The sequence below is a fragment of the Microbulbifer sp. VAAF005 genome (assembly GCF_030012985.1).
GTDB lineage: Bacteria > Pseudomonadota > Gammaproteobacteria > Pseudomonadales > Cellvibrionaceae > Microbulbifer.
In genome coordinates, this window is the sequence record NZ_CP120233.1 from 1,496,513 (window position 1) to 1,521,037 (window position 24,525).

At 50.1% G+C, this 24,525-nt stretch carries 20 protein-coding genes and 1 pseudogene; 15 read left to right on the plus strand and 6 right to left on the minus strand.

The window, feature by feature from the left end; genetic code table 11:
• Positions 1–23 precede the first annotated feature (23 nt).
• Both tsf and rpsB read right to left on the minus strand, forming a co-directional pair.
• Positions 24–887: a translation elongation factor Ts gene (tsf, locus tag P0078_RS06695; RefSeq protein ID WP_282933676.1), complete on the minus strand. Its 864-nt coding sequence runs from the start codon at positions 885–887 to the stop codon at positions 24–26.
• Positions 888–1,000: 113 nt separating this feature from the next.
• Positions 1,001–1,747: a 30S ribosomal protein S2 gene (gene rpsB / locus P0078_RS06700; protein ID WP_282933677.1), complete on the minus strand. Its 747-nt coding sequence runs from the start codon at positions 1,745–1,747 to the stop codon at positions 1,001–1,003.
• A gap of 325 nt (positions 1,748–2,072) precedes the next feature.
• On the opposite strand from rpsB, the gene map reads away from it, so the two are divergent.
• The 14 genes and pseudogenes from map (at position 2,073) to P0078_RS06770 (ending at position 21,239) form a co-directional block, all read left to right on the plus strand.
• The gene (map, locus tag P0078_RS06705; protein ID WP_282933678.1) at positions 2,073–2,843 is read left to right on the plus strand and encodes a type I methionyl aminopeptidase; all 771 of its coding nucleotides are present in this window, start codon (positions 2,073–2,075) and stop codon (positions 2,841–2,843) included.
• A 122-nt stretch (positions 2,844–2,965) separates the two neighbouring features.
• Positions 2,966–5,671 carry a [protein-PII] uridylyltransferase gene (locus tag P0078_RS06710; protein WP_282933679.1) on the plus strand — a complete coding sequence of 902 codons (2,706 nt, stop codon included), beginning with the start codon at positions 2,966–2,968 and terminating at the stop codon, positions 5,669–5,671.
• A 31-nt stretch (positions 5,672–5,702) separates the two neighbouring features.
• Positions 5,703–6,875 carry a succinyldiaminopimelate transaminase gene (gene dapC, locus P0078_RS06715; RefSeq protein WP_282933680.1) on the plus strand — a complete coding sequence of 391 codons (1,173 nt, stop codon included), beginning with the start codon at positions 5,703–5,705 and terminating at the stop codon, positions 6,873–6,875.
• Between the two features lie 74 nt (positions 6,876–6,949).
• Entirely contained in the window at positions 6,950–7,618 is a 669-nt protein-coding gene (nth, locus tag P0078_RS06720) for an endonuclease III (protein ID WP_282933681.1), read from the plus strand.
• 2 nt (positions 7,619–7,620) lie between these two features.
• Complete coding sequence (locus tag P0078_RS06725; RefSeq protein WP_108734022.1) at positions 7,621–7,965, plus strand: ArsC family reductase; 345 nt, start codon at positions 7,621–7,623, stop codon at positions 7,963–7,965.
• Between the two features lie 21 nt (positions 7,966–7,986).
• Entirely contained in the window at positions 7,987–9,018 is a 1,032-nt protein-coding gene (dapD, locus tag P0078_RS06730) for a 2,3,4,5-tetrahydropyridine-2,6-dicarboxylate N-succinyltransferase (RefSeq protein ID WP_282933682.1), read from the plus strand.
• A gap of 94 nt (positions 9,019–9,112) precedes the next feature.
• Positions 9,113–10,245 (plus strand): annotated as a pseudogene (gene dapE / locus P0078_RS06735) (succinyl-diaminopimelate desuccinylase).
• A gap of 465 nt (positions 10,246–10,710) precedes the next feature.
• The gene (locus tag P0078_RS06740; RefSeq protein ID WP_282934564.1) at positions 10,711–11,343 is read left to right on the plus strand and encodes a cupin domain-containing protein; all 633 of its coding nucleotides are present in this window, start codon (positions 10,711–10,713) and stop codon (positions 11,341–11,343) included.
• Between the two features lie 19 nt (positions 11,344–11,362).
• Positions 11,363–12,247 carry an SDR family oxidoreductase gene (locus P0078_RS06745; RefSeq protein WP_282933683.1) on the plus strand — a complete coding sequence of 295 codons (885 nt, stop codon included), beginning with the start codon at positions 11,363–11,365 and terminating at the stop codon, positions 12,245–12,247.
• A 1,233-nt stretch (positions 12,248–13,480) separates the two neighbouring features.
• On the plus strand, positions 13,481–13,852 hold the full coding sequence (locus tag P0078_RS06750) for a hypothetical protein (RefSeq protein ID WP_282933684.1): 372 nt from the start codon (positions 13,481–13,483) through the stop codon (positions 13,850–13,852).
• A gap of 1,012 nt (positions 13,853–14,864) precedes the next feature.
• Complete coding sequence (locus P0078_RS06755) at positions 14,865–16,940, plus strand: S9 family peptidase (protein WP_282933685.1); 2,076 nt, start codon at positions 14,865–14,867, stop codon at positions 16,938–16,940.
• Between the two features lie 166 nt (positions 16,941–17,106).
• Positions 17,107–19,161 (plus strand): S9 family peptidase, encoded by a 2,055-nt coding sequence (locus P0078_RS06760; protein WP_282933686.1) that lies wholly within the window; start codon positions 17,107–17,109, stop codon positions 19,159–19,161.
• Between the two features lie 123 nt (positions 19,162–19,284).
• On the plus strand, positions 19,285–20,991 hold the full coding sequence (locus P0078_RS06765; protein ID WP_282933687.1) for an alpha/beta hydrolase family protein: 1,707 nt from the start codon (positions 19,285–19,287) through the stop codon (positions 20,989–20,991).
• Between the two features lie 11 nt (positions 20,992–21,002).
• On the plus strand, positions 21,003–21,239 hold the full coding sequence (locus P0078_RS06770) for an alpha/beta hydrolase family protein (protein ID WP_282933688.1): 237 nt from the start codon (positions 21,003–21,005) through the stop codon (positions 21,237–21,239).
• Positions 21,240–21,320: 81 nt separating this feature from the next.
• Here P0078_RS06770 and P0078_RS06775 read toward each other — a convergent pair whose 3' ends face one another.
• The 4 genes from P0078_RS06775 to P0078_RS06790 form a co-directional block, all read right to left on the minus strand.
• Positions 21,321–21,785, minus strand: a complete 465-nt coding sequence (locus P0078_RS06775; RefSeq protein ID WP_282933689.1) for a Spy/CpxP family protein refolding chaperone — start codon at positions 21,783–21,785, stop codon at positions 21,321–21,323.
• A gap of 262 nt (positions 21,786–22,047) precedes the next feature.
• On the minus strand, positions 22,048–22,416 hold the full coding sequence (locus P0078_RS06780) for a hypothetical protein (RefSeq protein ID WP_282933690.1): 369 nt from the start codon (positions 22,414–22,416) through the stop codon (positions 22,048–22,050).
• A 6-nt stretch (positions 22,417–22,422) separates the two neighbouring features.
• On the minus strand, positions 22,423–22,965 hold the full coding sequence (locus P0078_RS06785) for a flavodoxin (protein WP_282933691.1): 543 nt from the start codon (positions 22,963–22,965) through the stop codon (positions 22,423–22,425).
• A gap of 221 nt (positions 22,966–23,186) precedes the next feature.
• On the minus strand, positions 23,187–23,651 hold the full coding sequence (locus P0078_RS06790; protein ID WP_282933692.1) for a Spy/CpxP family protein refolding chaperone: 465 nt from the start codon (positions 23,649–23,651) through the stop codon (positions 23,187–23,189).
• A 168-nt stretch (positions 23,652–23,819) separates the two neighbouring features.
• Here P0078_RS06790 and P0078_RS06795 point away from each other — a divergent pair, with 168 nt between their 5' ends.
• On the plus strand, positions 23,820–24,524 hold the full coding sequence (locus P0078_RS06795; protein WP_282933693.1) for a response regulator: 705 nt from the start codon (positions 23,820–23,822) through the stop codon (positions 24,522–24,524).
• The last annotated feature ends 1 nt before the right edge of the window (position 24,525 follow it).

Sequence of the window (24,525 nt, forward strand, 5' to 3'; positions counted from 1 at the left end):
CGAGGGCACCCAATAATATGCGATTAAGAAGAGGATTTAACCTGGGCCGCAACTTCCGCTGCGAAATCCACCTCTTCCTTCTCGATACCTTCACCCACTTCGTAGCGAACAAAGGAAACCACATCGGCACCGGCATCTTTAACCAGTTTGCCAATGCTTACGTCCGGGTTCTTAACGAAAGGCTGCTCTACCAAGCTGTTCTCTTTCAGGAACTTCTTGATACGGCCACCCATCATTTTCTCTACGATTTCAGCCGGCTTGCCTTCCATATCCGGCTGAGCCTTGATGATGTCCTTTTCTTTTTCCAGAACGTCAGCAGGCATATCTTCCGGCTTGTTCACCTGCGGGTTAACCGCAGTCACGTGCATGGCAACATCTTTAGCCAGCTCGATCTCTCCACCGCTCAGAGCTACCAGGGCAGCGATGCGGTTGTTGGAGTGAACGTAAGCACCTACAACTGGAGCTTCAACCAGCTCGATACGACGCACGCCGATGTTCTCACCGATTTTCTGAACCAGTGCTTCACGAGCAGTTTCCAGCTCGCCTTCCATCAGGGCAGCTACGTCTTGCTGGCGATCGGCAAATGCCTTCTCCACAACCTTGGCAACAAACGCCTGGAAGTTTTCATCGCGAGCAACGAAGTCAGTCTCGGAGTTCACTTCAACCAGTACGCCGTAGCTGCCGTCTTCTGCAACTTTAGCGGCAACAACGCCGTCAGCAGCGGTGCGGCCAGCTTTCTTAGCGGCCTTCAGGCCGGAGGCTTTGCGCAGGTCTTCAATCGCCTTTTCGATGTCACCATCAGCAGCCGTCAGAGCTTTTTTACACTCCATCATTGGCAGGCCGGTACGCTCGCGCAGTTCTTTTACCATAGACGCGGTAATCGCCATGATTCAATCCTCGGGGTTCTGTCACTAATAATTAGAAAAAAGGGGCCGTAATTCGGGCCCCTTTTTGAGTTCGCAGTGTAAAACTATTGTGTTACACCACTTAGCCCTGCAAATTACTCTGCAGCGGCTTCGTCATCGTTAGCTTCGACGTACTCGTCCTTTGCAACGGTGTTACCAGCTTCTGCAGCGCCGGCAAGTACTGCGTCGGCTACAGCTGTGGTGTACAGCTTGATTGCGCGGATAGCGTCGTCGTTACCGGGGATCACGTAATCAACACCAGCGGGATCGCTGTTGGTGTCGACAACACCAATTACGGGGATACCCAGCTTGTTAGCTTCCTGGATAGCGATGCGCTCATGCTCAACGTCGATTACGAAGATCGCGTCAGGCAGGCCACCCATATCCTTGATACCACCGATGGAGCGCTCAAGCTTATCCATGGCACGGGTACGCATCAGGGCTTCTTTCTTGGTCAGCTTCTCGAAAGTACCGTCCTGAGACTGGGCTTCCAGCTCACGGAAACGCTTGATGGAAGCGCGGATGGTTTTGTAGTTGGTGAGCATACCACCCAGCCAGCGGTTGCTGACGTAAGGCTGGCCACAACGCTCTGCCTGCTCTTTGATAGACTTCTGTGCAGCACGCTTGGTGCCAACAAACATAATCTTTTTCTTTTGAGCAGTCATGCCCTTGATGATCTGCAGGGCTTCGTTGAAAGCCGGTACAGTGTGCTCAAGGTTGATGATGTGAATCTTGTTGCGGGCACCAAAGATGAATTGACCCATCTTCGGGTTCCAGTAGCGGGTCTGGTGACCAAAGTGAACACCAGCCTGCAGCATATCGCGCATACTTACTTGCGGCATAATAAACCTCTATATATACGGGTTAGTCCTCCACGTATCCCATGCGTCAACCCCTTTCAGGGCACCCAGACACATGTGTCGATGCGTGTGCGGCTTTTACTCGCCCAGGGAGTATCCCCAGGCGGCGCGCTTTATACCACAAGTGCACCCCATAGTGAAGAATTGGCACCGATTTCGCGCAAATGATCACGCCTCAATGCTGTTGGCGGGACGCCTGAGCCATCCTTGCGCTAATAGCGGCAAAATGTGTCCTACAGCCAGCAATCCGCTACAATAGCCCGCCTCTTGGGCGCTACCCGCCCCAACCCAGAAACAAAGGATACGCATGACCTCAGCCATTAAGACCCCAGAACAAATCGCCAAGATGCGCACCGCAGGCCGCCTCGCCGCAGAGGTGCTGGAAATGATTGGCGAGTATGTCGTTCCAGGAGTCACTACCGAAGAACTGGATCGACGCTGCCACGAACACATCGTGAAGGTACAGAAAGCGATCCCGGCCTGCCTCGGTTATCGCGGCTTCCCAAAATCTATATGCACTTCCGTCAACGAAGTGGTGTGTCACGGTATCCCCTCCGAGAGCAAAATTCTCAAGAAGGGCGACATCATTAATATCGATGTTACCGTTATCAAAGATGGCTGGTACGGTGACACCAGCAAGATGTTCTTTGCCGGCAAGCCCGCCGCCCACGCTGAACGCCTGGTACAAATCACCCAGGAGTGCATGTACAAAGCCATCGAAATTGTCCGCCCCGGCACTACCCTCGGCGATATTGGCCACGTCATCCAGCAGCACGCTGAGAAAAACTATTACTCAGTGGTACGCGACTTCTGCGGACACGGCATCGGCGACGTCTTCCATGAAGACCCACAAATTCTTCACTACGGTCAGCCGGGAACTGGTGAAGTACTCAAAGAGGGCATGACCTTCACCATTGAACCCATGATTAACGCAGGCAAAGCGGCCACACGAGTGTTGGGAGATGGCTGGACTGCAGTAACCAAGGACCGCCGCCTCTCCGCTCAATGGGAACACACCATGGCAGTGACTAGCGACGGTGTAGAAGTGCTCACAGCGCGCAGCGAGGAGAACTTCTAAAGCCGTACTGACGGGCCGCGAGGAATAAGTGCATTACTCGCGGCACTACAGTAGCGGATCTCCGCAAACCGAACCCAAGCCGCTCCCCACCTGCGGCAGCCCAAGAGCCAAACGGACTTCCCATGCAGCCGGTCAGCCCTCCCTATTTTGAACGCCCCCTGTTTTTCTTTGATCAGTCCCGTTTTCGCAGGGATTTAAGCTCCGGCGACAAACCCACTCTGGAGATATTCAAAGATGCTGTCGGCGCAGCCGAACGGCAAATGGCAGAGCGTTTTCGCGAGGGAGAGGACGTTGTCACGCTGGTACACGAGCGAGCCTTGTTTATAGACTGCCTTCTGCATTACGCCTGGCACCAGTTCGAGTGGAGAGACGATATAGGGCTTCTCGCTGTGGGCGGCTACGGGCGCGGAGAGCTGCACCCCCACTCCGATATCGATTTACTCATCCTCTCCAGCGATCACCCTGCCCCGGATACCATCGACAATATAGAGCGCCTGGTGGCCTTTTTATGGGACCTGGGCTTGGATATCGGCCACTCTGTACGAAATATCGCGGAGTGCCTGGAGTTGGCCGCGAAGGACATCACCGTGGCCACCAACCTCACTGAGTCCCGCACAGTTGTCGGCGACAGTACTGTTGGCGAGCAGCTAACTGCACAAATGGAACACAAAAGGCTCTGGCCCACCGAAGAATTCTTCAAGGCCAAGCTCGCCGAACAGAAAAAGCGGCACAGCAATCAGCAGGCTGCTGAATATATTCTCGAGCCCAATATTAAGAACTCTCCCGGGGGCCTGCGGGATATCCAGACAATTGCCTGGGTTGCCAAATATTTTTTCCAAGTGCGCACCCTGAAGCAACTGCAAGGCAAGGCATTTTTTACCGAGGAAGAGTTCGCCATATTACAGTCCGGGGAAACCTTCCTCTGGCGTGTGCGCTACGGCTTGCACCTGCTCGCCGGCCGCGCGGAAGAGCGACTGCTGTTTGACTACCAAAGAGAACTGGCGAAGCAATTCGGTTATGTGGATAGCGACACCCAGCTCGCCGTTGAGCAGTTTATGCACAACTACTACCGCATCGTGATGGCACTGCAGGAATTGAACGATGTACTTCTCCAATATCTCGGCGAAGCCATCCTTCAGCGCAAAGGCAGCCAGCTGGTCATTCCGCTAAATGAGCGATTCCAGCTGCGCGACGGCAATATTGAGGTTACCCACGCCCAGGTATTTAACCAGGAGCCCTCGGCCCTGCTCGAGATCTTCGTGCTGATGGCCAACAACCCGGATATTAGCGGGGTACGGGCCTCCACCATCCGCCTGATTCGCGAGCACCGACACCTGATCGACGACGAGTTCCGCGCAGATCCGAAAAATACCCAGTTGTTTATGCAGCTGCTTCACTCACCCAGGGGATTGTCGACCCAGCTATCCCGAATGACCCGCTACCGCATTCTCGGGCGATACCTACCAGAATTTGGGCAGGTAACCGGGCAAATGCAGCACGACTTATTCCATATCTACACCGTGGATGCCCACACCTTGCAAGTTGTGCGCAATATGCGCTGCTTCCGGAGCCCCGAGGCGCGGGAAAAATTCCCGATTGCAGCGGAAATTCTCGAGCGCATGCGCCAACCGGAACTGCTGTATATCGCCGGTCTCTACCACGATATCGCCAAAGGGCGCGGTGGCGACCACTCCAAGCTGGGAGTTGTGGATGCAGCGGAATTCTGCCAGCGCCACCACCTGCCCGCCCGCGACCGGCGTCTGGTTTGCTGGCTTGTAGAAAAGCATCTATTGATGAGCCAGGTTTCACAGAAGCAGGACATCAGTGATCCCGAAGTCGTGCACGCTTTCGCCCGCGAGATGGGTGACCGCGAACACCTGGACTACCTGTACGCCCTCACAGTCGCAGATATCAATGCCACCAACCCGGAACTCTGGAACAGCTGGCGGGCCAGCTTGATGCGCCAGCTCTACCAGGCCACCCGGCACGCCCTGCGCCGAGGCCTGGAAAACCCTATCGACCGAGAAGAAATTATCGAGGAAACCCGCTGCCAGGCAATGGAAAAACTGGACGCTATGGGACTTCCGCAAGTTTCGGTGGAAAATATCTGGGCGCAAATGGGGGATGATTATTTTGTTCGCGAGACCGCTGACAATATCACCTGGCACACTTCGGCCATCCACGATCTGCACAGCAGCCCCGACACCAGCCAAAAAGACACCCTGGTTTTAACGCGAAACTCGGGGCCCGGCGAGCACGATGGCGCTACCCAAGTTTTTGTCTACACGCCTGATAGAGCCAACGTATTTGCCGCAGCGGTTACCGGGCTGGATATGCTCAACCTGAACGTTCACGATGCGCGCCTGTACAATTCTGCCTCCGGTTATACGCTGGATACTTTTTACGTGCTGGATGAAGCAGGCCAACCGCTACTGGACGAACCCCAGCGCCTAGCGCAGATTCGCGACACGCTACAGCAGGAATTGGCCCTGGTTGAGGACTACTCAAAGATCATTCAGCGACGTACGCCCCGCCGCCTTAAAATGTTTGAATTGAAGAGCCAGGCTCATCTCTCCACTGAGCCCGGCGATCATTACAGCACCCTGGAAATTACCAGTGCCGATAGACCCGGCTTGCTGGCCCGCATCGCGCGAATTTTTATTTCCCACGATCTGCGCCTGCACAATGCAAAAATTTCGACACTCGGCGAACGAGTCGAAGATATTTTTCATATTACCGACGCCGAGGGATCACCACTTACCGACATCGAGGCCAACGGCGCACTGGAAAAAGCCATTTGCCTGGAACTGAACAACCAAGACGCCTAACCGAAAAAACGCCCGAGGCCCGCTCACGACCATGAACCCAAATCTGGAACAGCTGCAGCCCTACCCATTCACCAAGCTGCAAGCCCTGAAAGAGGGCCTCCAAGCGGCGGACAAACCGCATATTGCACTGTCCATCGGTGAGCCCAAGCATGCGCCACCGGAGTTTGTCAGTGCAGAACTAGTTCGACACCTGGACAAGCTTGCCGCCTACCCACTGACCAAGGGAATCGAGCCCCTGCGGCAGGCGATCGCCAATTGGCTGAGCCAGCGTTTTCAGCTCTCCAATGTGAGCGCAGATAGCCAGGTGCTGCCGGTGAACGGGACCCGGGAAGCACTTTTTGCATTCGCCCAGGCGACCGTTTCCGCAGGCAGCAAAGTCCTGATGCCCAATCCCTTCTACCAGATCTATGAGGGCGCGGCCCTTCTCGCCGGGGCGCAGCCGCACTTTATTAACTGTGTGGCAGAAAACCAATTCAAACCAGATTTCACCTCGGTTCCGGAATCGGTTTGGCAGCAATGCGAATTGCTTTACCTCTGCTCTCCCAGCAACCCCACCGGCGCTCTTCTCGAAGCTGAAGGTTTTAAACAGCTGATAGAGAAGGCAGACCGCTACGATTTCACCATCGCCTCCGATGAGTGTTATTCGGAGCTTTATTTTGACGAGTCATCACCGCCGGTAGGACTATTACAGGCCTGCGAGGAAATGGGGCGAACAGACTTTCGCCGCTGTGTAGTATTCCACAGCCTATCAAAGCGCTCGAACTTACCCGGGCTTCGTTCGGGCTTCGTCGCCGGTGATGCCGATCTGCTGAAAAAGTTTTTGCTCTATCGAACTTACCACGGCTGCCCCATGCCGCTGCCCAATCAATATGCTTCGATCGCAGCCTGGCAGGATGAGGAACACGTCCGCCAGAATCGCGCGCTTTACAGTGAAAAGTTTTCTTCAGTTCTCGAAATTCTCGACGGCTGCCTAGAGGTACAACAGCCACAGGCAAGCTTTTATCTGTGGCCCAAGGTCGGGGATGGTGAGCGTTTTGCCAGGGAACTCTACGAGGCGCAAAATATCACGGTACTTCCCGGTGCATTTCTCGCCCGCGATAGCATCGGCTTGAACCCCGGTCGCGAGTATGTGCGCCTGGCACTGGTAGCAACACTGCAAGAGTGCATCGAAGCTGCACACCGCATAAAGGCATTTTGCAGGTAAGGCCAACCCACTTTTCAAGAACAACTGACAACTCGAGCACATACAGGAACTTCACGCCCAGGCATATCTTAACAATGGCAGTAAAAAATCTACTCAAGCAAGAGCGCGTTACTTATATTTTGCAGCGCCTGGAGGAACTCTACCCGGAAACTCCCGTTCCTCTCGATCACAAAGACTCCTATACCCTGTTGGTTGCGGTACTCCTATCCGCGCAGTGCACCGATGAGCGTGTCAACCAGATAACCCCTGCGCTCTGGCAGCTGGCAGACAACCCCAGCGATATGGCGCAGGTCCCAGTAGAGGAGATCCAAAAAGTCATTCGCCCCTGTGGCCTCTCACCGCAAAAATCCAAAGCCATCAGCAAGCTCTCGCAGATCCTGATCAACGAATACCACGGCGAAGTGCCCGAGAATATGGCCGCGCTGGAGACCCTGCCCGGGGTTGGACACAAGACGGCGAGCGTGGTTATGTCACAGGCTTTTGGGCACCCGGCATTTCCCGTCGATACTCACATTCACAGATTGGCCCAGCGCTGGGGCCTGACGAATGGCAAAAATGTCACCCAGACGGAAAAAGACCTGAAGCGGCTGTTCCCAAGAGACAAGTGGAATAAATTGCACCTGCAGATTATTTTCTACGGTCGCGAGTTCTGCTCTGCGCGGAGCTGCGACGGCACCGTCTGTGAAATCTGCACAACCTGCTACCCCAACCGTAAAAACCCCAAGAAAACCAAAAAGGCGTAACCGTGATTACTCTGTACGGCATTAAAAACTGTGACACCGTAAAAAAAGCCCGCAAATGGCTGGAGAAAAATGGAGTCGATTATCGCTTTCACGATTTTCGCGTAGACGGCATGGAAGATGTCCCCCTACAAGCATGGCTGGATAAATTTGGCTGGCAAGAGGTCCTAAATCGCCGCTCAACGAGCTGGCGTGAACTGAGCGATGAACAGAAAAACGAAATGGACAATGCACTCGCCTTAGATCTGGCCAGTGCGACCCCTACCTTAATCAAACGCCCGGTCACCACCACCTCAAAGGAAACCCTTTTCGGTTTCAAAGAGGCGACCTTCGAACAACTGCAAAGCTAGTCGAATTAGGAGATAACCACCATGAGCAATATTTACAGCATCGGTTTTGGTGTCGGCACCTGTAACAGCAAGGGCGACTGGCTTGAAGTTTATTACCCCAAACCCCTGTTTAAACCCAGCGCAGAAATCGCTAACGCGGTTACTGAAACTCTCGGCGTGGCAGAGGGAAATCACAGCCTGCCTCTGGACTCCACCCAGCTGCAGAAATTAGCCGATGCTCTCCACGGTGCAGGCGCCTCTGACCAGGCGGAAATCCTGCAGCAATTTGCCAATTCCCAAAGACCTCTCGCAGTAGTTATTTTGGCTACTGACGAAGCCCCGCAGTCAGTGCCCGAGGCCTACTTAAAGCTACATCTTCTCTCCCACCGCCTGGTAAAGCCCCACGAGACCAAACTCGACGGTATTTTTGGCAAGCTGGTCAATGTCGCTTGGACCAACCAGGGAGCCATTGATCTCGAGGAATTACCGCAGCGACAACTGGATGCAAGACTCAAAGGTGAGTACCTGGATGTCTCCTGCGTGGATAAATTCCCCAAGATGACCAACTACGTAGTACCGGCTGGGGTTCGTATCGCCCACACCGCTCGAGTACGCCTCGGCGCATACCTGGGGGAAGGCACCACAATCATGCACGAGGGCTTTGTTAACTTTAATGCTGGCACCGAAGGGCCCGGCATGATTGAAGGCCGTATTTCCGCCGGGGTATTTGTCGGCGCCGGTTCCGATCTCGGTGGCAGCAGCTCCACCATGGGCACGCTTTCCGGCGGCGGAAATATCGTTATCTCGGTAGGCGATAACTGCCTGCTCGGCGCTAATGCCGGCATCGGCATTCCTTTAGGCGACCGCTGCACTGTAGAGGCTGGGCTCTACATTACAGCTGGAACCAAAATCGCCCTGCTGGATGACAGCGGCAAGCTGGTAGAGCACATCAAGGCCAGAGACCTGGCTGGAAAATCCGATTTACTTTTCCGCCGCAACTCCACTAATGGTGCAGTGGAATGTCTCACCAACAAGAGTGCTATCGAGCTCAATGAAGCTCTACACAGCAATTAAAATTGCACAGTGCGGAACTTCAGTTCCGCACCGCTGCACCCCACCCCTCTAGCCGCTTCTTTGCGGCCCATCTCCCTAAACAAGGAAAGCCCAAGTGACTCCCACCCTCCAACTCGCTTTCGACCTGATTCGCCGCCGCTCTGTCACCCCCGAAGATGCGGGGTGTATGGACCTTATGATCCAGCGCCTGGAAAAAATAGGATTCCAGGTAACAAGATTGCGCAAAGGTGACACCGATAATTTTTGGGCAGTACGCGATGGCTCTAGTGAAGGCTCCCTACTCGCCTTTGCCGGACACACCGATGTCGTACCCACAGGCCCAGAAGAAAACTGGAGCTGCCCGCCCTTCGAGCCTGAAATTCGCGACGGTTTTCTATATGGCCGCGGTGCGGCGGACATGAAGGGTTCCCTGGCAGCCATGGTGGTTGCCTGTGAGGAGTTCGTTGCGACACACCCAGACCACAGTGGTCGCATAGCATTTCTGATCACCAGCGACGAAGAGGGCCCCGCAACAAACGGTACCGTTAAGGTTGTCGAGTGGCTCGAGGAACAGGGAGAAAAGATTGACTGCTGTATCGTCGGCGAGCCATCCAGTAGTGAACGGGTTGGCGATATCATCAAAAATGGGCGCAGGGGCTCACTCGGCCTGGAACTAAAAGTTCTCGGCACCCAAGGCCATGTAGCCTACCCTCACCTAGCCGAGAATCCGATACATACTCTGGCCCCTGCTCTCGCTGAACTCGCTGCCGAAGAGTGGGACCAGGGGAACGAATTCTTCCCCGCAACCAGCTTCCAGGTTTCAAATATCAATGGCGGCACCGGCGCAACCAATGTTATTCCCGGCGAAGTGGATTTACTCTGCAACTGGCGTTTTTCCACTGAATTAACCGCCGAAGACCTTGAGACTCGGGCCCGCGCAATCCTGGATAAGCACAACCTCAAGTACGAGGCGAATTTTAAATTATCCGGATTGCCTTTTCTCACTGCCGCAGGCCCACTGGTTCAGGCAACCCAGCAGGCAATTCTCACGATCACCGGGGAAAAACGGAGCTATCAACCGCCGGCGGCACTTCCGATGGCCGCTTTATTGCCCCTACCGGAGCCCAGGTCGTAGAACTGGGACCGGTAAATGCCACTATCCATAAAGTGGACGAAAGGGTTGAGGCCGACCACCTGGATATCCTCAAAGATATTTATCGGGAAGTATTAAAAGAGCTGCTTACTTAAATTAATCCGACCCCCTAGAGGCTCGAAAAGGGCGAAAGCTCAAAATATTCTCTTGAGAGGCCCCGGTTTTCATGGCTGGGGCAGTAAAACTCCAACAGGTTTATCTGGCCAAAAACTGGCTACTTCTTGAATATTACTATTCAGCGTATTTGCCAACTCTTCCTATACCCCCCATTACTCCAGACTGTGCAGGGTGGCTCGGGCCGACACAATTTATAGAGAGCAACATCTATCGCCAAGTTGGTTTAGACTACTAAATGAGTTGCGACAGAGATACTTAGTGAATCGCGCCGACGACCACCAACCGCTCACTGTTTCTCGAGTCGCGCGGCTCCTGCCACCAACTCGAGCCCTCGAGAAAGACGCCATGAAAAGCATAATCAAGTTGGACCCGCACAACCCAAGTGGCGAAGGCCTTGAGTCCTGGGCTGTCATCCCCCCTCTTTTCTTACCGGCCCGACACCTATCCAGCGAGGGTATAAAGCCTTTGAGCGCAACGGCCTCTGCACTGGGACCTGGGATTGCTCTGGCGGAAGCAGCACAGAGCTCAATCCCTATCCACTCTTTGAGTTCATGCTTCTGATCGAGGGCCACGTCGGCATTATCGACGAAACAGGACACAAAGAAGTTATCGCTGCTGGAGAACCGTTTTTCCTCCCGCAAGGCCTTAATTGCGCATGGGACATGCCGGTATACTACCGCAAGTACTTTATCAATTTATTCAATGATGAGTATCCTGCAGAGACTGATCCGTCCAAGCTGAGAGTCGTGCGCCCGCTTCCAAATATTTCAGAAGACGACTGCAGAGAGACCAGTCTCAGCGCTCTAGAGCCACACCAAGCCCGGCATCTGGCATACGAGTCTGATGATGGCAGGATCCAGGTCGGCACATTAATATCCGGCCCTTGTCGTTGCGATATCACAGATTTCAGTCGGAGCGAGCTGATATGTATGCTGGAGGGGTCGGTACGGGTCACAACGTCAAACAGCGAAGAGACCTTCCACGCCGGCGACAGCTTCTTCGTACCATTGAATGCCCCGGTAGGGTGGCACGCCGACAAACCTTTTCGCGCATTCTTTTACGCAGTCTGGCCCTGAGCATCAATGGATTACATCGATGACTGTCCTTATCTTTGGCGGCTCAGGAAACGTCGGCCGGGCCCTCATTCCGATCTTGTATGCAAGTGGGGCAAAGATCCGGGTCGCCACACGATCGACTGCCTATGCCGCAAGTCTCCCCGATGATATTGATACAGTCATTGCCGATATGGACGACCCTTCCACCCTGAGGTCCGCATTTAAGGGAGTTGAGAGTGTCTTTCTACTCATCGCAAATAGTCCCATGGAGACCCATCAAGGCCTCTCCACACTGGCGATCGCCGCTGAATCACCCCCCAGGCACATCGTTTATCTATCGAGCGATCTTGCAGTTCGCGCACCGATGATTCCCCATGCGGGTGGAAAATTCGCTATTGAAACAGCGCTGCGAGCAAGCGGAATCGCGCATACAATATTGCGGCCCACCTACTTCGCTCAGAATGATCTTGTTCAGAAGGATGTGATCACTGCAGGTGCTTATGCAACGCCGTTGGGGCCCCACCCCGTTGCACGCATCGATACCCGTGATGTTGCGCTCGCAGCAGCGACAGCACTCGTAGACATAAGGGCTAAGAACGAAGTAATTCTTTTGTCGAGTTTGGATGCCCCTAACGGCAATGAAACCGCTGCACTCTGGTCCATAGCACTTGGTCACGCCGTCATCTACCCTGACCTAACGCCGGAAGAGTTTGCCAACAGCATCGAAACCATGGTGCCTCCGTGGCTGGATTTCGACCTTATGATCATGCATCGCTGGTTCAAAACAAATGGCCACCCAATCAATCAGGAAGATCTTGAAGCTCAGGCCGCACTTTTACCGCAGGGGCCGCGAAGCTATCGAAGTTTCGCAGAGGAGACGGCTAACACATGGCAGAGTGAAACCCAAAGCCACCAAGTACCGTAGCTCACCCCCTTTTTCAATACAGCCGCTATCATCGTAGTGGTAGGTCGCCTTTTGTGCCGTTAGCCCAATACACACCCTGGCCCCAGCTCTCATTAATACTGTGCCCACCAGAATTGTGGTTACCGAACCAGGACCTGAAAAACCTCTATTCACATAGTGGACGAAAGGGTTGAGACCGACCACTTTGATACCCTCGAAGATATTTATCGGAAAGTATTAAAAGAGCTACCACTTCAATTAATCTGGCTTAGTTTGGAGGCTCAAAAGGAGCGAAAGCATCAAGTTTACTTTTGAGCTGCCACAGTTCTCCTAGCTGGGAAAGTGAATCTTCAGGAAGTTTATCCACCAAATAAACTGACAACTCCTTCAATATTGCAATTCAACGTATTTGGCCCCTCTGATACGTTCCCTTCGATATGCTACGTCAAACAATAATAAGGAGCCCATTGACTATGAACAGGTTTATAGAGTTTATTGCCGAGGCGATTCAGCCCAATCAAACACAAATAAGCCCTTACCCAGTTTTAGTTACGAGGACATATTCGACCACGAGTATGCCAGCGGTCCACAGTTTGGCACCAACGATAGAAATATCTATTACGTGCACAACTCCCTGGAGTCTGCCTACACTAATCATTCTATCTGTGAAAAATAAAAAGCTAATAACGAATAGAAAAATTATATCTAGCTTATCAGGTCAAAAAAATCTTCGGAACCCTTTCAGCCGTCATGGAGAGTGACATTAATTCAACAACCCAAAAGATAAAGCTTTTCACGCGGACACTTATAAGTGTTGTTTCCGACCCTTCTACCCAGCAACTTATTGTTTTAAAAGGCCAAGCTGAACCACCAACAAATCACTTAACATAAACATCAACAAACTAATCATATCTTTACAAAAATCAAAATTAATATGTGAAACCAGCCTCCTAAAGAGTGCTGCAAACTGGAAAACTAAGCGATTTAAGTAACTGATACCCTCTTATCATTCCAAAACCCAATCTTCTGTAAAGTGAAAATTAAAATCCCAGCTATTGTTACCGCCCTCATAAACCAAGCGATCATTAAAGTTAAAGATATGTAAAGATAAAAACCCTCAACATGAGAGACTTTTTAGAACTCCACTTTCCATAGCATTTCTAGCCCTATATACTGGACCTAAGTAGCCAATACTGCCGTTTCAACTAAAAAACCATCATTGGTTACGTTTCGACATCTAAGAAATGATAGCTTATGAAAAATTTAAAAAATTCTATTCAAACCATTATTAACTGGAGCTTTTGGTCAATACTCTTTTTATTATTCTCCTGGTGGCATGGAACATTTGAACACCCTCTTTCCGCAGAAGAAAAACAGTACTATTCCGAAAAGCTGGCAGAATTAAATCCCGATGAATCGCCATCAGAATTTTTGAAGTTACTTGAACGGGATCGCGGTGAACCAATTTTTATTCTGAATGCTATCAAGTACTATGACGAACCTGTTATAACCAAAGATCACAGTAAACCAATGAGTTCAAAGGAGGTCGCGAAAAAATATAATAATTACGTGACGAACTTCTTAATTAAGCGCGGGAGCTATCCGATTTTTTTGGGGACGCTTTAGGCGCAACTGCAGCAAAGTGGGGTGTTGATTATGAAGGTGACTGGTCTACTGCCGCAGTGGTAAGATATCGCAGCATGCGCACCCTTCTGGATTTAGCAATAGATCCAACCTTCAGGGAAAAACACCACTATAAAAAATCAGCATTAGAGCGCACTATTGCTTACCCTAATGAGGCACGCCTGGTAGCGGGAGGCCTCAACCTAGTGGTCTTTCTTATCCTTTTATGCGGAGCCCTAGTCTCCCAGCTGATCATCAACAGACGGAAGAAATGAAAATGTGTGGACCATCTGTCATTGGCTTTAGGTGGGATCCCTTGGAATTCAATGCTTACAGCAGATAAAACCGTGCCTGGCAATATAAAAAATAGCGTCAATAACTTATATAGTTGGTATCTTTACGCTCCCTCGCTACAAGGGCTAAAGATGTTCGATAGTTTTGAGTTGCACTTTTGACCGAACAAACGGCCATCCAGACAATTAGGAAAATCTCGAGACTCAGGCCGCTCTTTTGCAAGAGGACCTGCGAGGCTATCGGGGTTTTGTAGTAGAAACAACCAACCTATGAAGGAGTGGGGTCCATAGCCGCTAAGTACCGTTACTTAATCTCTTTTTCAATACAGTCTCAATCGTCGCAGTAGTAGTTAATCCCCTGCGGCGTAAACCCAATACGCGCCCTGGCCCTGCAAACCAGGGCTGCTAAATGCCACCATTCATAATACTGACGAAAAGGTTAAGGCAAACTTTTGGGTATCCTCAAATATATTTATCAAGAAATATTAAAAGAGATACCTATATAAGTTAACCCACCTCAGGCTGGAAGCTCGAAAAGGGCGAAAGCTCCAAGTGTACTTGCGAGGTGCCCCAGATTTCCTGGGTGGAAAGGAAAGATTTCAGTAGATTTATCCGCCAAACAAACTGACTATCCCCTCAATATTGCATTTCAGCGTATTTATCCCCTCTGATACCGCCCCTTCGGTATGCTCCACCCAACAATAAAAAGGAGCTCACTGACCATGGATAGGTTTATAAAGTTTATTGCTGCGGCGATTATTACAAGCCCCGCATTTTCCGCCCCTGAAAATACAAGTGGCCCTTCACCTAATTTTAGCTACGAGGACATCTTCGATCTGGAGTATGCCAGCGACCCACAGTTTGGCACTAACGATAAAAATATTTATTACGTGCGCAACTCCCTGAACAAAATGGCAGATACCACAAGGGCAAACCTCTGGTATATCAGCGATGATGGCAAAGATCACCGCCCCTTAACTTCCGGAGATTTTCACGACCACTCCCCACTTCTATCTCCAGATGGAAAAACTATTGCCTTTATCAGCGACAGGAGTGGAAAGCCCCAGATACATTTGTTGTGGCTGGACAATGGTAAAAGTGAGCAAATTTCCCATCTACCCAGGACTCCATCAAATATCCAGTGGTCCCACGATGGTCAGCATATCGCCTTCACCATGTTCGTGCCCGAGAGCAAACCGCTGCCAGTGGAGCTTCCCACACCACCAGAAGGGGGCGAGTGGGAAGAAACACCTCAGTTTATCGACAAGAGCTTATATCGCATTGAGGGCCAGGGATACTTAGAGCAGGGCAATTCACAGGTTTTCATGATTTCCCATGAAGGAGGTACTCCCCGTCAGCTCACCAGTGGGGACTACGAGCACAACAGCCAACTCAGCTGGGGCAAAAATAATAAGGCCATTTACTTTTCAGCGAATCGCCACCCAAATCATGAAATTGAACTGCTGGATTCAGAAATTTATAAGGTAAATATCAACGATGGAAATATTGAGCAAGTAACCGAAAGATTTGGCCCCGATTTTCAACCTCAAATCTCACCCGACGGAAGAAAGCTGGCATATTTAGGCTATGAAGATCAGCGGTTTTCCTACCACCAAAACACTTTGCGAGTGATCGACCTCGCTAGTGGAAAAAACCAGCTAATAAAAACTGCCAGCGATCGTAGCGTTTCCGATTTTCAGTGGCTCGCTGACAGTAAGCGTATTGCTTACAGCTATGACAATCATGGCTCAACCAAAATTGCCATTAAGAAAATTGGCGGAAAGGAAACCTTGATAGCGGATGACGCCGGTGGACTGACACTAGGCGCGCCCTATAGTTTTTCAGATTTTGCTGTATCCAAACGTGGACACGTAGTTTATACACAAACCACACCTCAAATTCCCGCAGAACTTGCAATTTCTCGTGGCGGCAAGATAAAAACTCTCACGGCGATCAACAGTGATTTGATACCTCTACGCAATATGGCCCATGTGGAAGAGATCAACTACAAGTCCAGCTTCGATGCTCGCAATATCCAGGGCTGGATAGCCTACCCCCCAAATTTCGACCCCCAAAATAAATACCCCCTGTTACTTGAGATTCACGGTGGCCCACTATCTAACTACGGCCCGCGCTTTTCTGCCGAAATGCAACTGTTTGCCGCCGCAGGCTATGTCGTGCTCTACACTAACCCTCGCGGCTCTACCAGCTACGGCAGTGAGTTTGCCAACCTGATCCATCACAACTTCCCGAGCCAGGATTACGATGACCTAATGGCAGGTGTCGATGCAGTTATCGCCCAAGGCTATATCGATGAGGATCAATTATTTGTCACAGGTGGAAGTGCCGGCGGCACACTGACGGCCTGGATTATTGGTAAAACTGAACGATTCAGGGCTGCGGTAGTTGTCGCACCGGTAATCAATTGGGAGAGCTTTGTTCTAACTGCCGATTACTCCAAAATATTTACTCGCTACTGGTTTTCCGGGATGCCTTGGGAGGCCCCCGAGGAGTATCGACGCCGCTCTCCACTCACATATATTGGCAATGTCGCGACACCGACCATGCTATTGACTGGAGAAAACGATTATCGCACCCCGATATCTGAGACCGAGCAGTTTTACCAAGCACTAAAGTTAAATGATGTAGAGGCAGCTATGGTGCGCCTTCCAAACACATCCCATAACTTTTCCGATAGACCCAGCAAGAGAATCTCTAAAGTAGCTTCGACCCTCTACTGGTTTGATCAACACAAACCCGATAGAGAAAATGAAAGCGAGGATTTGGCAACCAACTAATTCAAAATTTTACAGGTATATTCGGCCAAATAACGGAGTAGCAGGTCAGCCATCCTGCTGCTCCATCACGGATTATCCCATCGAGCACACCAGTCAACGGATCATTCCCTTTGTCCCCCCTTCCTCAGGTATCCTGTAGGAAGCAAGAAGGAGGAGCCTAAAGATCATGAACCGGCTAATAAAAATTGTCGCAGCGATGTTTATCGCCAGCCCTGCGCTCGCTGATAACCAACTACCCAATTTTAGTTACGAGGATGTATTTAACCTCGAATACGCGAGTAGCCCTCAGTTCAGCAGTGACGGGAAAAGTATTTATTACGTCCGCAACTCAATGAACAAAATGAAAGACGGCAAGCGCGCGAACCTTTGGCGTATCGGTACCGATGGCAAAGATCACCGCCCTCTGACCTCTGGAGACTACTCCGATTACTCCCCACAGCTATCCCCAGACGGGAAGACCATCGCTTTTATCAGCACCCGCAGTGGCAGCCCGCAGATCCACCTGCTGTGGTTAGATAATGGCCAAAATCTGCAGATTACTCACCTGCCAAAATCCCCCTCCAATATCCAGTGGTCACGGGATGGTAAGCAAATAGCTTTCACTATGTTCGTACCGGAAAGCAAACCTCTGCCAGTACAGCTCCCCAGTGCCCCGGAAGGCGCAGAGTGGGCTAAGCCACCACAGTTTATCGACAGCAGCATTTATCGTTCAGATGGCATGGGCTATTTAAAGCAGGGGCATGTACAGGTTTTTGTGATCCCTCGAGAGGGCGGTACCCCTCGACAGCTTACCGAAGGCGAGTACGATCACCACAGCAGTCTCGCCTGGAGTAAAAATAACGATGCAATTTACTTCTCAGCCAATCGTCATCCCGATCACGAAATCGAGCTGATGAACTCGGAAATTTACAAGGTGAGCCTACAAAACGGCAATATCGAGCAAATTACCGAACGTTATGGTCCCGACCATCACCCGCAGATGTCTCCAGATGGTACGAAGCTGGCCTATTTAGGCTTTGAGGATCAAAAGCTCGGATACCAACAACATACTCTGCGCGTCCTGGATCTCAATAGCGGGAAGTACCGTAAAATAAAAACTGCCAAGGATCGCAGCATCTCCAACTTCCACTGGCTAGACGATAGCAAGCGAATTGCCTATAGCTACGACGATCACGGCTCCACCAAAATAGCCATCAAGAAAATTGGTTCCAGCGAAACCCTGATGGCCAGCAACGCTGGAGGGCTTTCGCTGGGACGCCCTTACTCCGGTGCCAATTTTGCAGTTTCCAAACGCGGGGACATCGCCTACACACAAACAACCCCTCAGAACCCAGCCGAACTGGCTCTAGCTCGCAACGGCAAAACCCAGGCACTCACCAAGCTCAATGAAGACCTGATGCCACTGCGCGAGATGGCAGACGTTGAGGAGATCAACTACAAATCGAGCTTTGACGGCCGAGATATTCAGGGCTGGGTCGCTTACCCTCCCAATTTCGACCCCAAGATGAAGTATCCCCTCTTATTGGAAATTCACGGTGGTCCCTTCTCTAATTACGGTCCCAGATTTTCCGCCGAAGTCCAGTTATTTGCCGCTGCTGGTTACGTTGTTCTATACACGAACCCCCGAGGCTCCACCGGCTACGGCCATGAATTTGCCAACTTAATTCACCATAACTACCCAAGCCAGGATTATGACGACCTGATTTCTGGCGTCGATGCAGTAATTGCTCAAGGTTATATTGATGAAGAGCAGCTTTTTGTTACCGGTGGCAGTGGTGGGGGTACACTGACAGCCTGGATTATTGGCAAAACCGATCGCTTCAGAGCTGCTGTTGTTGCCAAGCCTGTCATCAACTGGGAGAGCTTCGTTTTAACTGCTGATTATTCGAGGTTTTTTACCAGCTATTGGTTCTCAGGGATGCCCTGGGAGAAACCTGAGGAATACCGCCGTCGCTCACCGCTCACCTATGTCGGAAACGTTACCACTCCCACTATGCTCTTAACCGGGGAAGAGGATTACCGCACACCGATGTCAGAAACGGAACAGTTTTATCAAGCACTAAAACTCAATGATGTTGATGCTGCCATGGTTCGCATTCCTGGGGCATCTCACAGTATCGCTGCCAGGCCAAGTCAATTAGTAGCAAAGGTTGCCTCTATTCTTTATTGGTTTGATCAACACAAACCCAACCAAGAAAGCCAAGACCTTGTAGCAAGATAAATAAACATTCAATTTATTATATTTTGACACTTTCCCAGTGGGCTCTTTGAGCCCACTGGGAAATCTTGTTCCTAGCGCCATTTGTACCGCATAATCTCTGAAACAACAGACATGGACGAGATCATGCGCAAACTAATATTTCTATTATTTCTCTGGCCCACCTTTGTCTTCTCCAGCCAAATCCCCCTGAATGACTTGATACGTCATGCTGATATACAAGAAGTTAAAATCTCACCAACTGGTACGCATATAGCAATTCGAAAGCTCCATGAGGGTGAGAGGGTTCTCATTTTTATGTCCTTGGAAACAAGGAAAGTTACAGGTCTTTTACGTTTTCGCGGTGAGGAAGAGGTAGGAGATTTTTTCTGGGCCAACCATGAACGGGTTGTTGCTGAGATAGTATCCCGGCAAACCTCACTGGAAACACCTGTCACATATGGTTCGCTCTATGCGATCAATTACGACAATACAAAAGCCAAAAATATTTTTGGCCACTCAAGTGGGGAGATGCAAACTGGCACTCGTTTCAAAAAAGCTAAAGCCACATATGCACACGCTGACTTGGTGGACCCTCTAATCCATAAAGATAAAAAAATATTGATATCCACTCGTCCATGGGCTCAAAACCAAGAAGCTATTGGGGAGATTTTAGAGCTGGATATCTACAGTGGTATCAAGAAAAAAGTGGCTAAGCTTCCAGAGGTTGACGGAGTTGTCCACACAGATAATAAAGGTAATATAGCATTTGCCACAGGGGTAAATGAAGAGAGCTATAAGCAACTTTATCAAATGACTGAAAATGGCTGGAAATTAGTAGACCAACCTGTATTAAAAAATGGCACCCCTGTTGGCTCAGACCCAAAAACCGGAGAGTTCTATCTAACGATTTATCACAATGACAATACTGAACAACTTATTAAAGTAGATACCAATTCAATGGAATACGAATCCGTATTCCAACATGAAATTTCAGATATCGAAGGTATTATTTACAATCCAAAAGATCTAAAACCACTCGGAGTGTATCTTTACCCAGACTACCCTGAGGAATATTTCTTTGATGATGGCGAAGGATTTTCCGCATATTTCCGCGGGTTAAAAAAGGCCTTTGATGGGTACAATCTTCTATTTACAAGCTTTACAACTGATGGTTCCTTGGGGATATTAAAGGTATATGGCGATAGACTTCCCGGAGACTATTTCTTAGTAAATACTAAAACCAAAAAAGTTGACTTCCTAATTTCCTCATCAGAGTGGCTAGACCCCCAAGCACTCAACCCAATGGTTGCAGATTCATTTATAACCGAAGACAAGCTTCGCATTGGCACTTACTTAACATTCCCCAAAAACAAAAAAGAAAATCTGCCGATGGTCGTCATTCCTCACGGAGGGCCCCATTCTCGTGATTATTGGACCTACAATCAAACCGCTCAAATATTATCCATGAACGGTTACTTGGTTCTGCAAATGAATTTTCGTGGCTCAACGGGATACGGTGGAGGGTTCTATACCGCTGGAGAAAAGGAATGGGGCAATAAGATTCAACAAGATATTGCCGACTCAGTTAAATGGGCTATAGAAAAAGGTTACGCAGATCCTGAGCGTATATGTATTTATGGTGCAAGCTTTGGTGGTTACTCGGCACTTATGAATCCTATTCGCCACCCCAACCTGTACAAGTGTGCGGCAGGTTATGTTGGTATATATAACTTAGAAATGATGTATACAAAAGGAGATATCAAGCAGAGGGATCGCGGAATTGCATACTTAAACCGAGAACTCAGCCGGGATGAAAACTTCCTCAACGAGAACTCCCCCTTTATAGCTTAGAAAAGCTCAATTTGCCGATATTTTTGATTCATGGCGAAGAAGACCAACGGGCTCCCTTTGAACACGCTAAAGCCATGGTGAAAGAGTTCAAAAAAATGAACAAGCCTGTTAAAACTCTGTTTGTAAAAAGAGAAGGGCACGGGTTCTATACTGAAGAAAATAATATGAAACTCTACACGGAACTTCTTGAGTTTTTAGACGAGCATATAGGTATCGGGGCAGCCGAAAAGCAGCCTAGCAGAGGATAGAGTAATAAACTGAGAATGTAGCCCCAAACAACCAGGGGCTACATATTTTCGGTTTCGCGATCACTTCAAAATGAATCTCACTCAACCGTGATCGTGATATGCCTTCCATTTCTTCATATGACGATCTTTTTTTTCAGCCTTCAAGGTTTCCAATTTGGCCAGCTGTTCATCTGTTAATACAGATTCAAATTGAGTGCGCATCTGGTTGCGGCCCTGCATTTTAGCGACTTCCAGTTTGCCAATCTCGGCTCCCAGGCTTGCCAGTGTCTGCTGATCCGCACCGGCACGAATTGCTTCACGTAGCTCTTCATACGCTTTGTGCATTTCTTCGCGCTTAGCTATTTTTCCTTCACGGTTGGAATCACGAAGCTCTTTCAGTTGATCCTTTTGAGCTTCTGTCAGATCCAGTTCTTTAGCAATTTTTTCTGGACCATGACCGCGACCATCCATACGTCCTTTACCATCACATGCCATGCTAACGGCTGGTACAGCTACAACGCCAGCCAAAGCCAAACTACCTACTACAGTTCTCCAGTTTTTCATCATTCAACCCTCTCGTTTGCATTCAGTAAGTACATAGTAAGTGGGCGCCGTGTAAACAGGGGATAACTGTAGTAAACCTTTGTTAAGAACTCTCTATAAGCGCATTTTTATAATAAATACAAATTAAAAATGTACTGCCTGTAAACAACTTTTCAAATTAATCGTTATTTGGGGAATTAAGAGAGTTGGGCAGCATTTAAATTAGAAATTTATTCCGGAAGTTATACAAGGCTAACTTGTATAACTTCCACAATATTCAGAGGTTTTAATGGAGAGCGGCTGAGGAGGGATTTTGCTTCGTATCCACATCTTCCAGTGAGTGGGTCAGAACAAAGTAATAAACAACCTGCTCGCGCCCCTGGACTTCGGCTATCAGGTCAAAGTTGTACTCTCCCCGCTCCCCGGGAGAAATACGTACAGCAGCTATATGTTCAGGCTCAATAAACAGCTCGGCGACAGGTCGTTTACCGCGCATTACCTGAACTAGCTTGGTACGAGCATCTTCAGCAGTGAAGCGCCAGTGGTAGTCATCATCATCGTATACTACCGAATCACTACTCCCGGCCCTGACAATACAATTTGTATGCTCTGTCAGCCAAGGCCAAAATTCACTGAATAACAGGGAGCTTTTCATTGCGAATCAGTCATCCAGCTCAAGAGCATCGCTGCCAAGCTCAAACTCTTCAGCTATTTGCTGACACCAGCGATTCAACCGCTCTGCGGTCATCTCTTCCTGCTGGTCTTCATCAATAGCCAGACCGACAAATTTTGATTCACCTTCCACCTCAGCCTTTGAGGCTTCATATTCATAGCCTTCCGTGGACCATAGACCAACTATAGTGGCTCCCTTTTCCACAATAACATCGTGAAGCATACCCATCGCGTCCAGGAAATAATCACCGTACCCAAACTGGTCTCCCAGGCCAAATAGAGCAACCGTCTTACCGGTAAAATCAATTTCCTGCACATCCTCCCAGAACTCTTCCCAATCAGATTGAATCTGACCAAAGTCCCAGGTAGGAATTCCAAAAATAAGATGTTGGTAGTTAGCAATATCCAGCTGGGTGACATCAGCAACATCAAACAGGTCTACATTGCTTTCGCCTAGGCGGGCGCGAATACGCAAAGCTACAGACTCGGTATTACCCTCATCACTGCCATAGAACAAGCCGATTTTACTCACAGTCAACCCTCTCCGCCCAATCCGGGCCGCTACATACTGAATTACAAGGCGGCGTATTCTCCCAGCAATAACCGGGCTCAGCAAGTTACCTATTGGATCAGATTTCGGAAGGTATAAAGAAAAATGCCCCCGGGGCAGCGGGGGCTAAGGGTTATGAACCTGCTGGGCCTTGGGGAAGGGTGCACCCAGCGGATCGCACAAGGAGTCGTTGGTTGGGGGGCCTAGGACTCAGTATCCTGGCTAGCAGAGCTTTCACTACGCCGTTTCATTTGGCGTGCTTTGCGTTCGCTCTTAATCTGCTCTAACTTGGCCTTCTGCTCATCAGTTAGAATGGACTTAAACTGTTCTTTCATTTTGTTGCGGTTTTGCATTTCCTGAAGCTTTAGCTTGCCGAGCTCGTCACCCAGCTGGTCCAGTGTTGCTTGATCAGCACCGGACTCAATTGCCGCATCTATTTGCCTGCGCAGCTCGATCATTTGCTCGTGCTGTGCCATCCTCGCCTCGCGGTTACTTTCCCGGTTAGCTTTTAACTGTGCCTGCTGACCCTCGGTCAGCTCAAGCTGGCGGACCATATATTCAAATCCGCGCCCCTGATCACCTTCACTACCTCCGAAAGCTAGTGCCGCTGGGGCAACCAGAACACCTACCAAAGCCAAGCTTCCCATTGCTTGTTTCCAGTGTTTCATCCCTTCGTCCTCATGTTCGCGTTCAGTGACTACATAGTAAGCCCAGCTTGTGTAAACGGGGGAAAACGCCGGTAAACATTTGTTAAGAACGGTAAAAAGCCCTATCCCCAGCGGTAACCAGCGCCAGCGCTTTGCATATAATGGCCACACAGAAACTGAGAGAACGCCATGAGCCGCATCCTTTTAATCGACGATGACACCGAACTCACCGACTTACTAAGGGAGTACCTTACCGGAGAGGGTTTTCAAGTAACCGCTGCCAATGATGGTGGCCGGGGGCTAGAGCTCGCTCAGAGCGAGAGTTTTGACGCTCTGGTTCTGGACGTCATGCTGCCCGTTCACAATGGCTTTGAAGTACTACGCAAACTTAGGGAGGAGGCATCAGCAGCAAGTCGCTCCCTGCCGGTTTTGATGCTCACTGCAAAAGGAGACACTGTAGATCGTATCGTCGGCCTTGAAATGGGTGCCGATGACTACCTGCCCAAACCTTGCAATCCCAGGGAGTTGGCGGCCCGACTGCGTGCAGTGCTCCGCCGCGGCCGAGTCGAAGCTGAAGAAAGCGACGACAGTCTTAGCAGCGGCCAGATTCGACTACTGCCTGCAGAGCATCAGGGCTATTGGAATGATCAAGCTTTGGCTCTGACCGGCGCAGAGTTCGCCGTGCTCAAGGTACTGGTTCAGCATGCCGGCGAAGTGGTTGGCAAAGAGGTTCTCACTGAAAGTGCCCTTGGCCGTAAGCTGATGCCCTACGACCGCTCAATCGATGTCCATGTCAGTAACATTCGCAAGAAGCTCGCGGATAAAGGTGCCAGCCGCGACCTAATTATCAATATCCGAGGTGCCGGATATATGCTCACCCAGAGCAAGCAGTAGG

Bases quoted from the DNA above. Each gene is read 5' to 3' on its own strand.
- tsf (WP_282933676.1), bottom strand. From the start codon at position 887: ATGGCGATTACCGCGTCTATGGTAAAAGAACTGCGCGAGCGTACCGGC.
- rpsB (WP_282933677.1), bottom strand. From the start codon at position 1,747: ATGCCGCAAGTAAGTATGCGCGATATGCTGCAGGCTGGTGTTCACTTT.
- map (WP_282933678.1), top strand. From the start codon at position 2,073: ATGACCTCAGCCATTAAGACCCCAGAACAAATCGCCAAGATGCGCACC.
- P0078_RS06710 (WP_282933679.1), top strand. From the start codon at position 2,966: ATGCAGCCGGTCAGCCCTCCCTATTTTGAACGCCCCCTGTTTTTCTTT.
- dapC (WP_282933680.1), top strand. From the start codon at position 5,703: ATGAACCCAAATCTGGAACAGCTGCAGCCCTACCCATTCACCAAGCTG.
- nth (WP_282933681.1), top strand. From the start codon at position 6,950: ATGGCAGTAAAAAATCTACTCAAGCAAGAGCGCGTTACTTATATTTTG.
- dapD (WP_282933682.1), top strand. From the start codon at position 7,987: ATGAGCAATATTTACAGCATCGGTTTTGGTGTCGGCACCTGTAACAGC.
- P0078_RS06745 (WP_282933683.1), top strand. From the start codon at position 11,363: ATGACTGTCCTTATCTTTGGCGGCTCAGGAAACGTCGGCCGGGCCCTC.
- P0078_RS06750 (WP_282933684.1), top strand. From the start codon at position 13,481: ATGAAAAATTTAAAAAATTCTATTCAAACCATTATTAACTGGAGCTTT.
- P0078_RS06755 (WP_282933685.1), top strand. From the start codon at position 14,865: ATGGATAGGTTTATAAAGTTTATTGCTGCGGCGATTATTACAAGCCCC.
- P0078_RS06760 (WP_282933686.1), top strand. From the start codon at position 17,107: ATGAACCGGCTAATAAAAATTGTCGCAGCGATGTTTATCGCCAGCCCT.
- P0078_RS06765 (WP_282933687.1), top strand. From the start codon at position 19,285: ATGCGCAAACTAATATTTCTATTATTTCTCTGGCCCACCTTTGTCTTC.
- P0078_RS06775 (WP_282933689.1), bottom strand. From the start codon at position 21,785: ATGATGAAAAACTGGAGAACTGTAGTAGGTAGTTTGGCTTTGGCTGGC.
- P0078_RS06780 (WP_282933690.1), bottom strand. From the start codon at position 22,416: ATGAAAAGCTCCCTGTTATTCAGTGAATTTTGGCCTTGGCTGACAGAG.
- P0078_RS06790 (WP_282933692.1), bottom strand. From the start codon at position 23,651: ATGAAACACTGGAAACAAGCAATGGGAAGCTTGGCTTTGGTAGGTGTT.
- P0078_RS06795 (WP_282933693.1), top strand. From the start codon at position 23,820: ATGAGCCGCATCCTTTTAATCGACGATGACACCGAACTCACCGACTTA.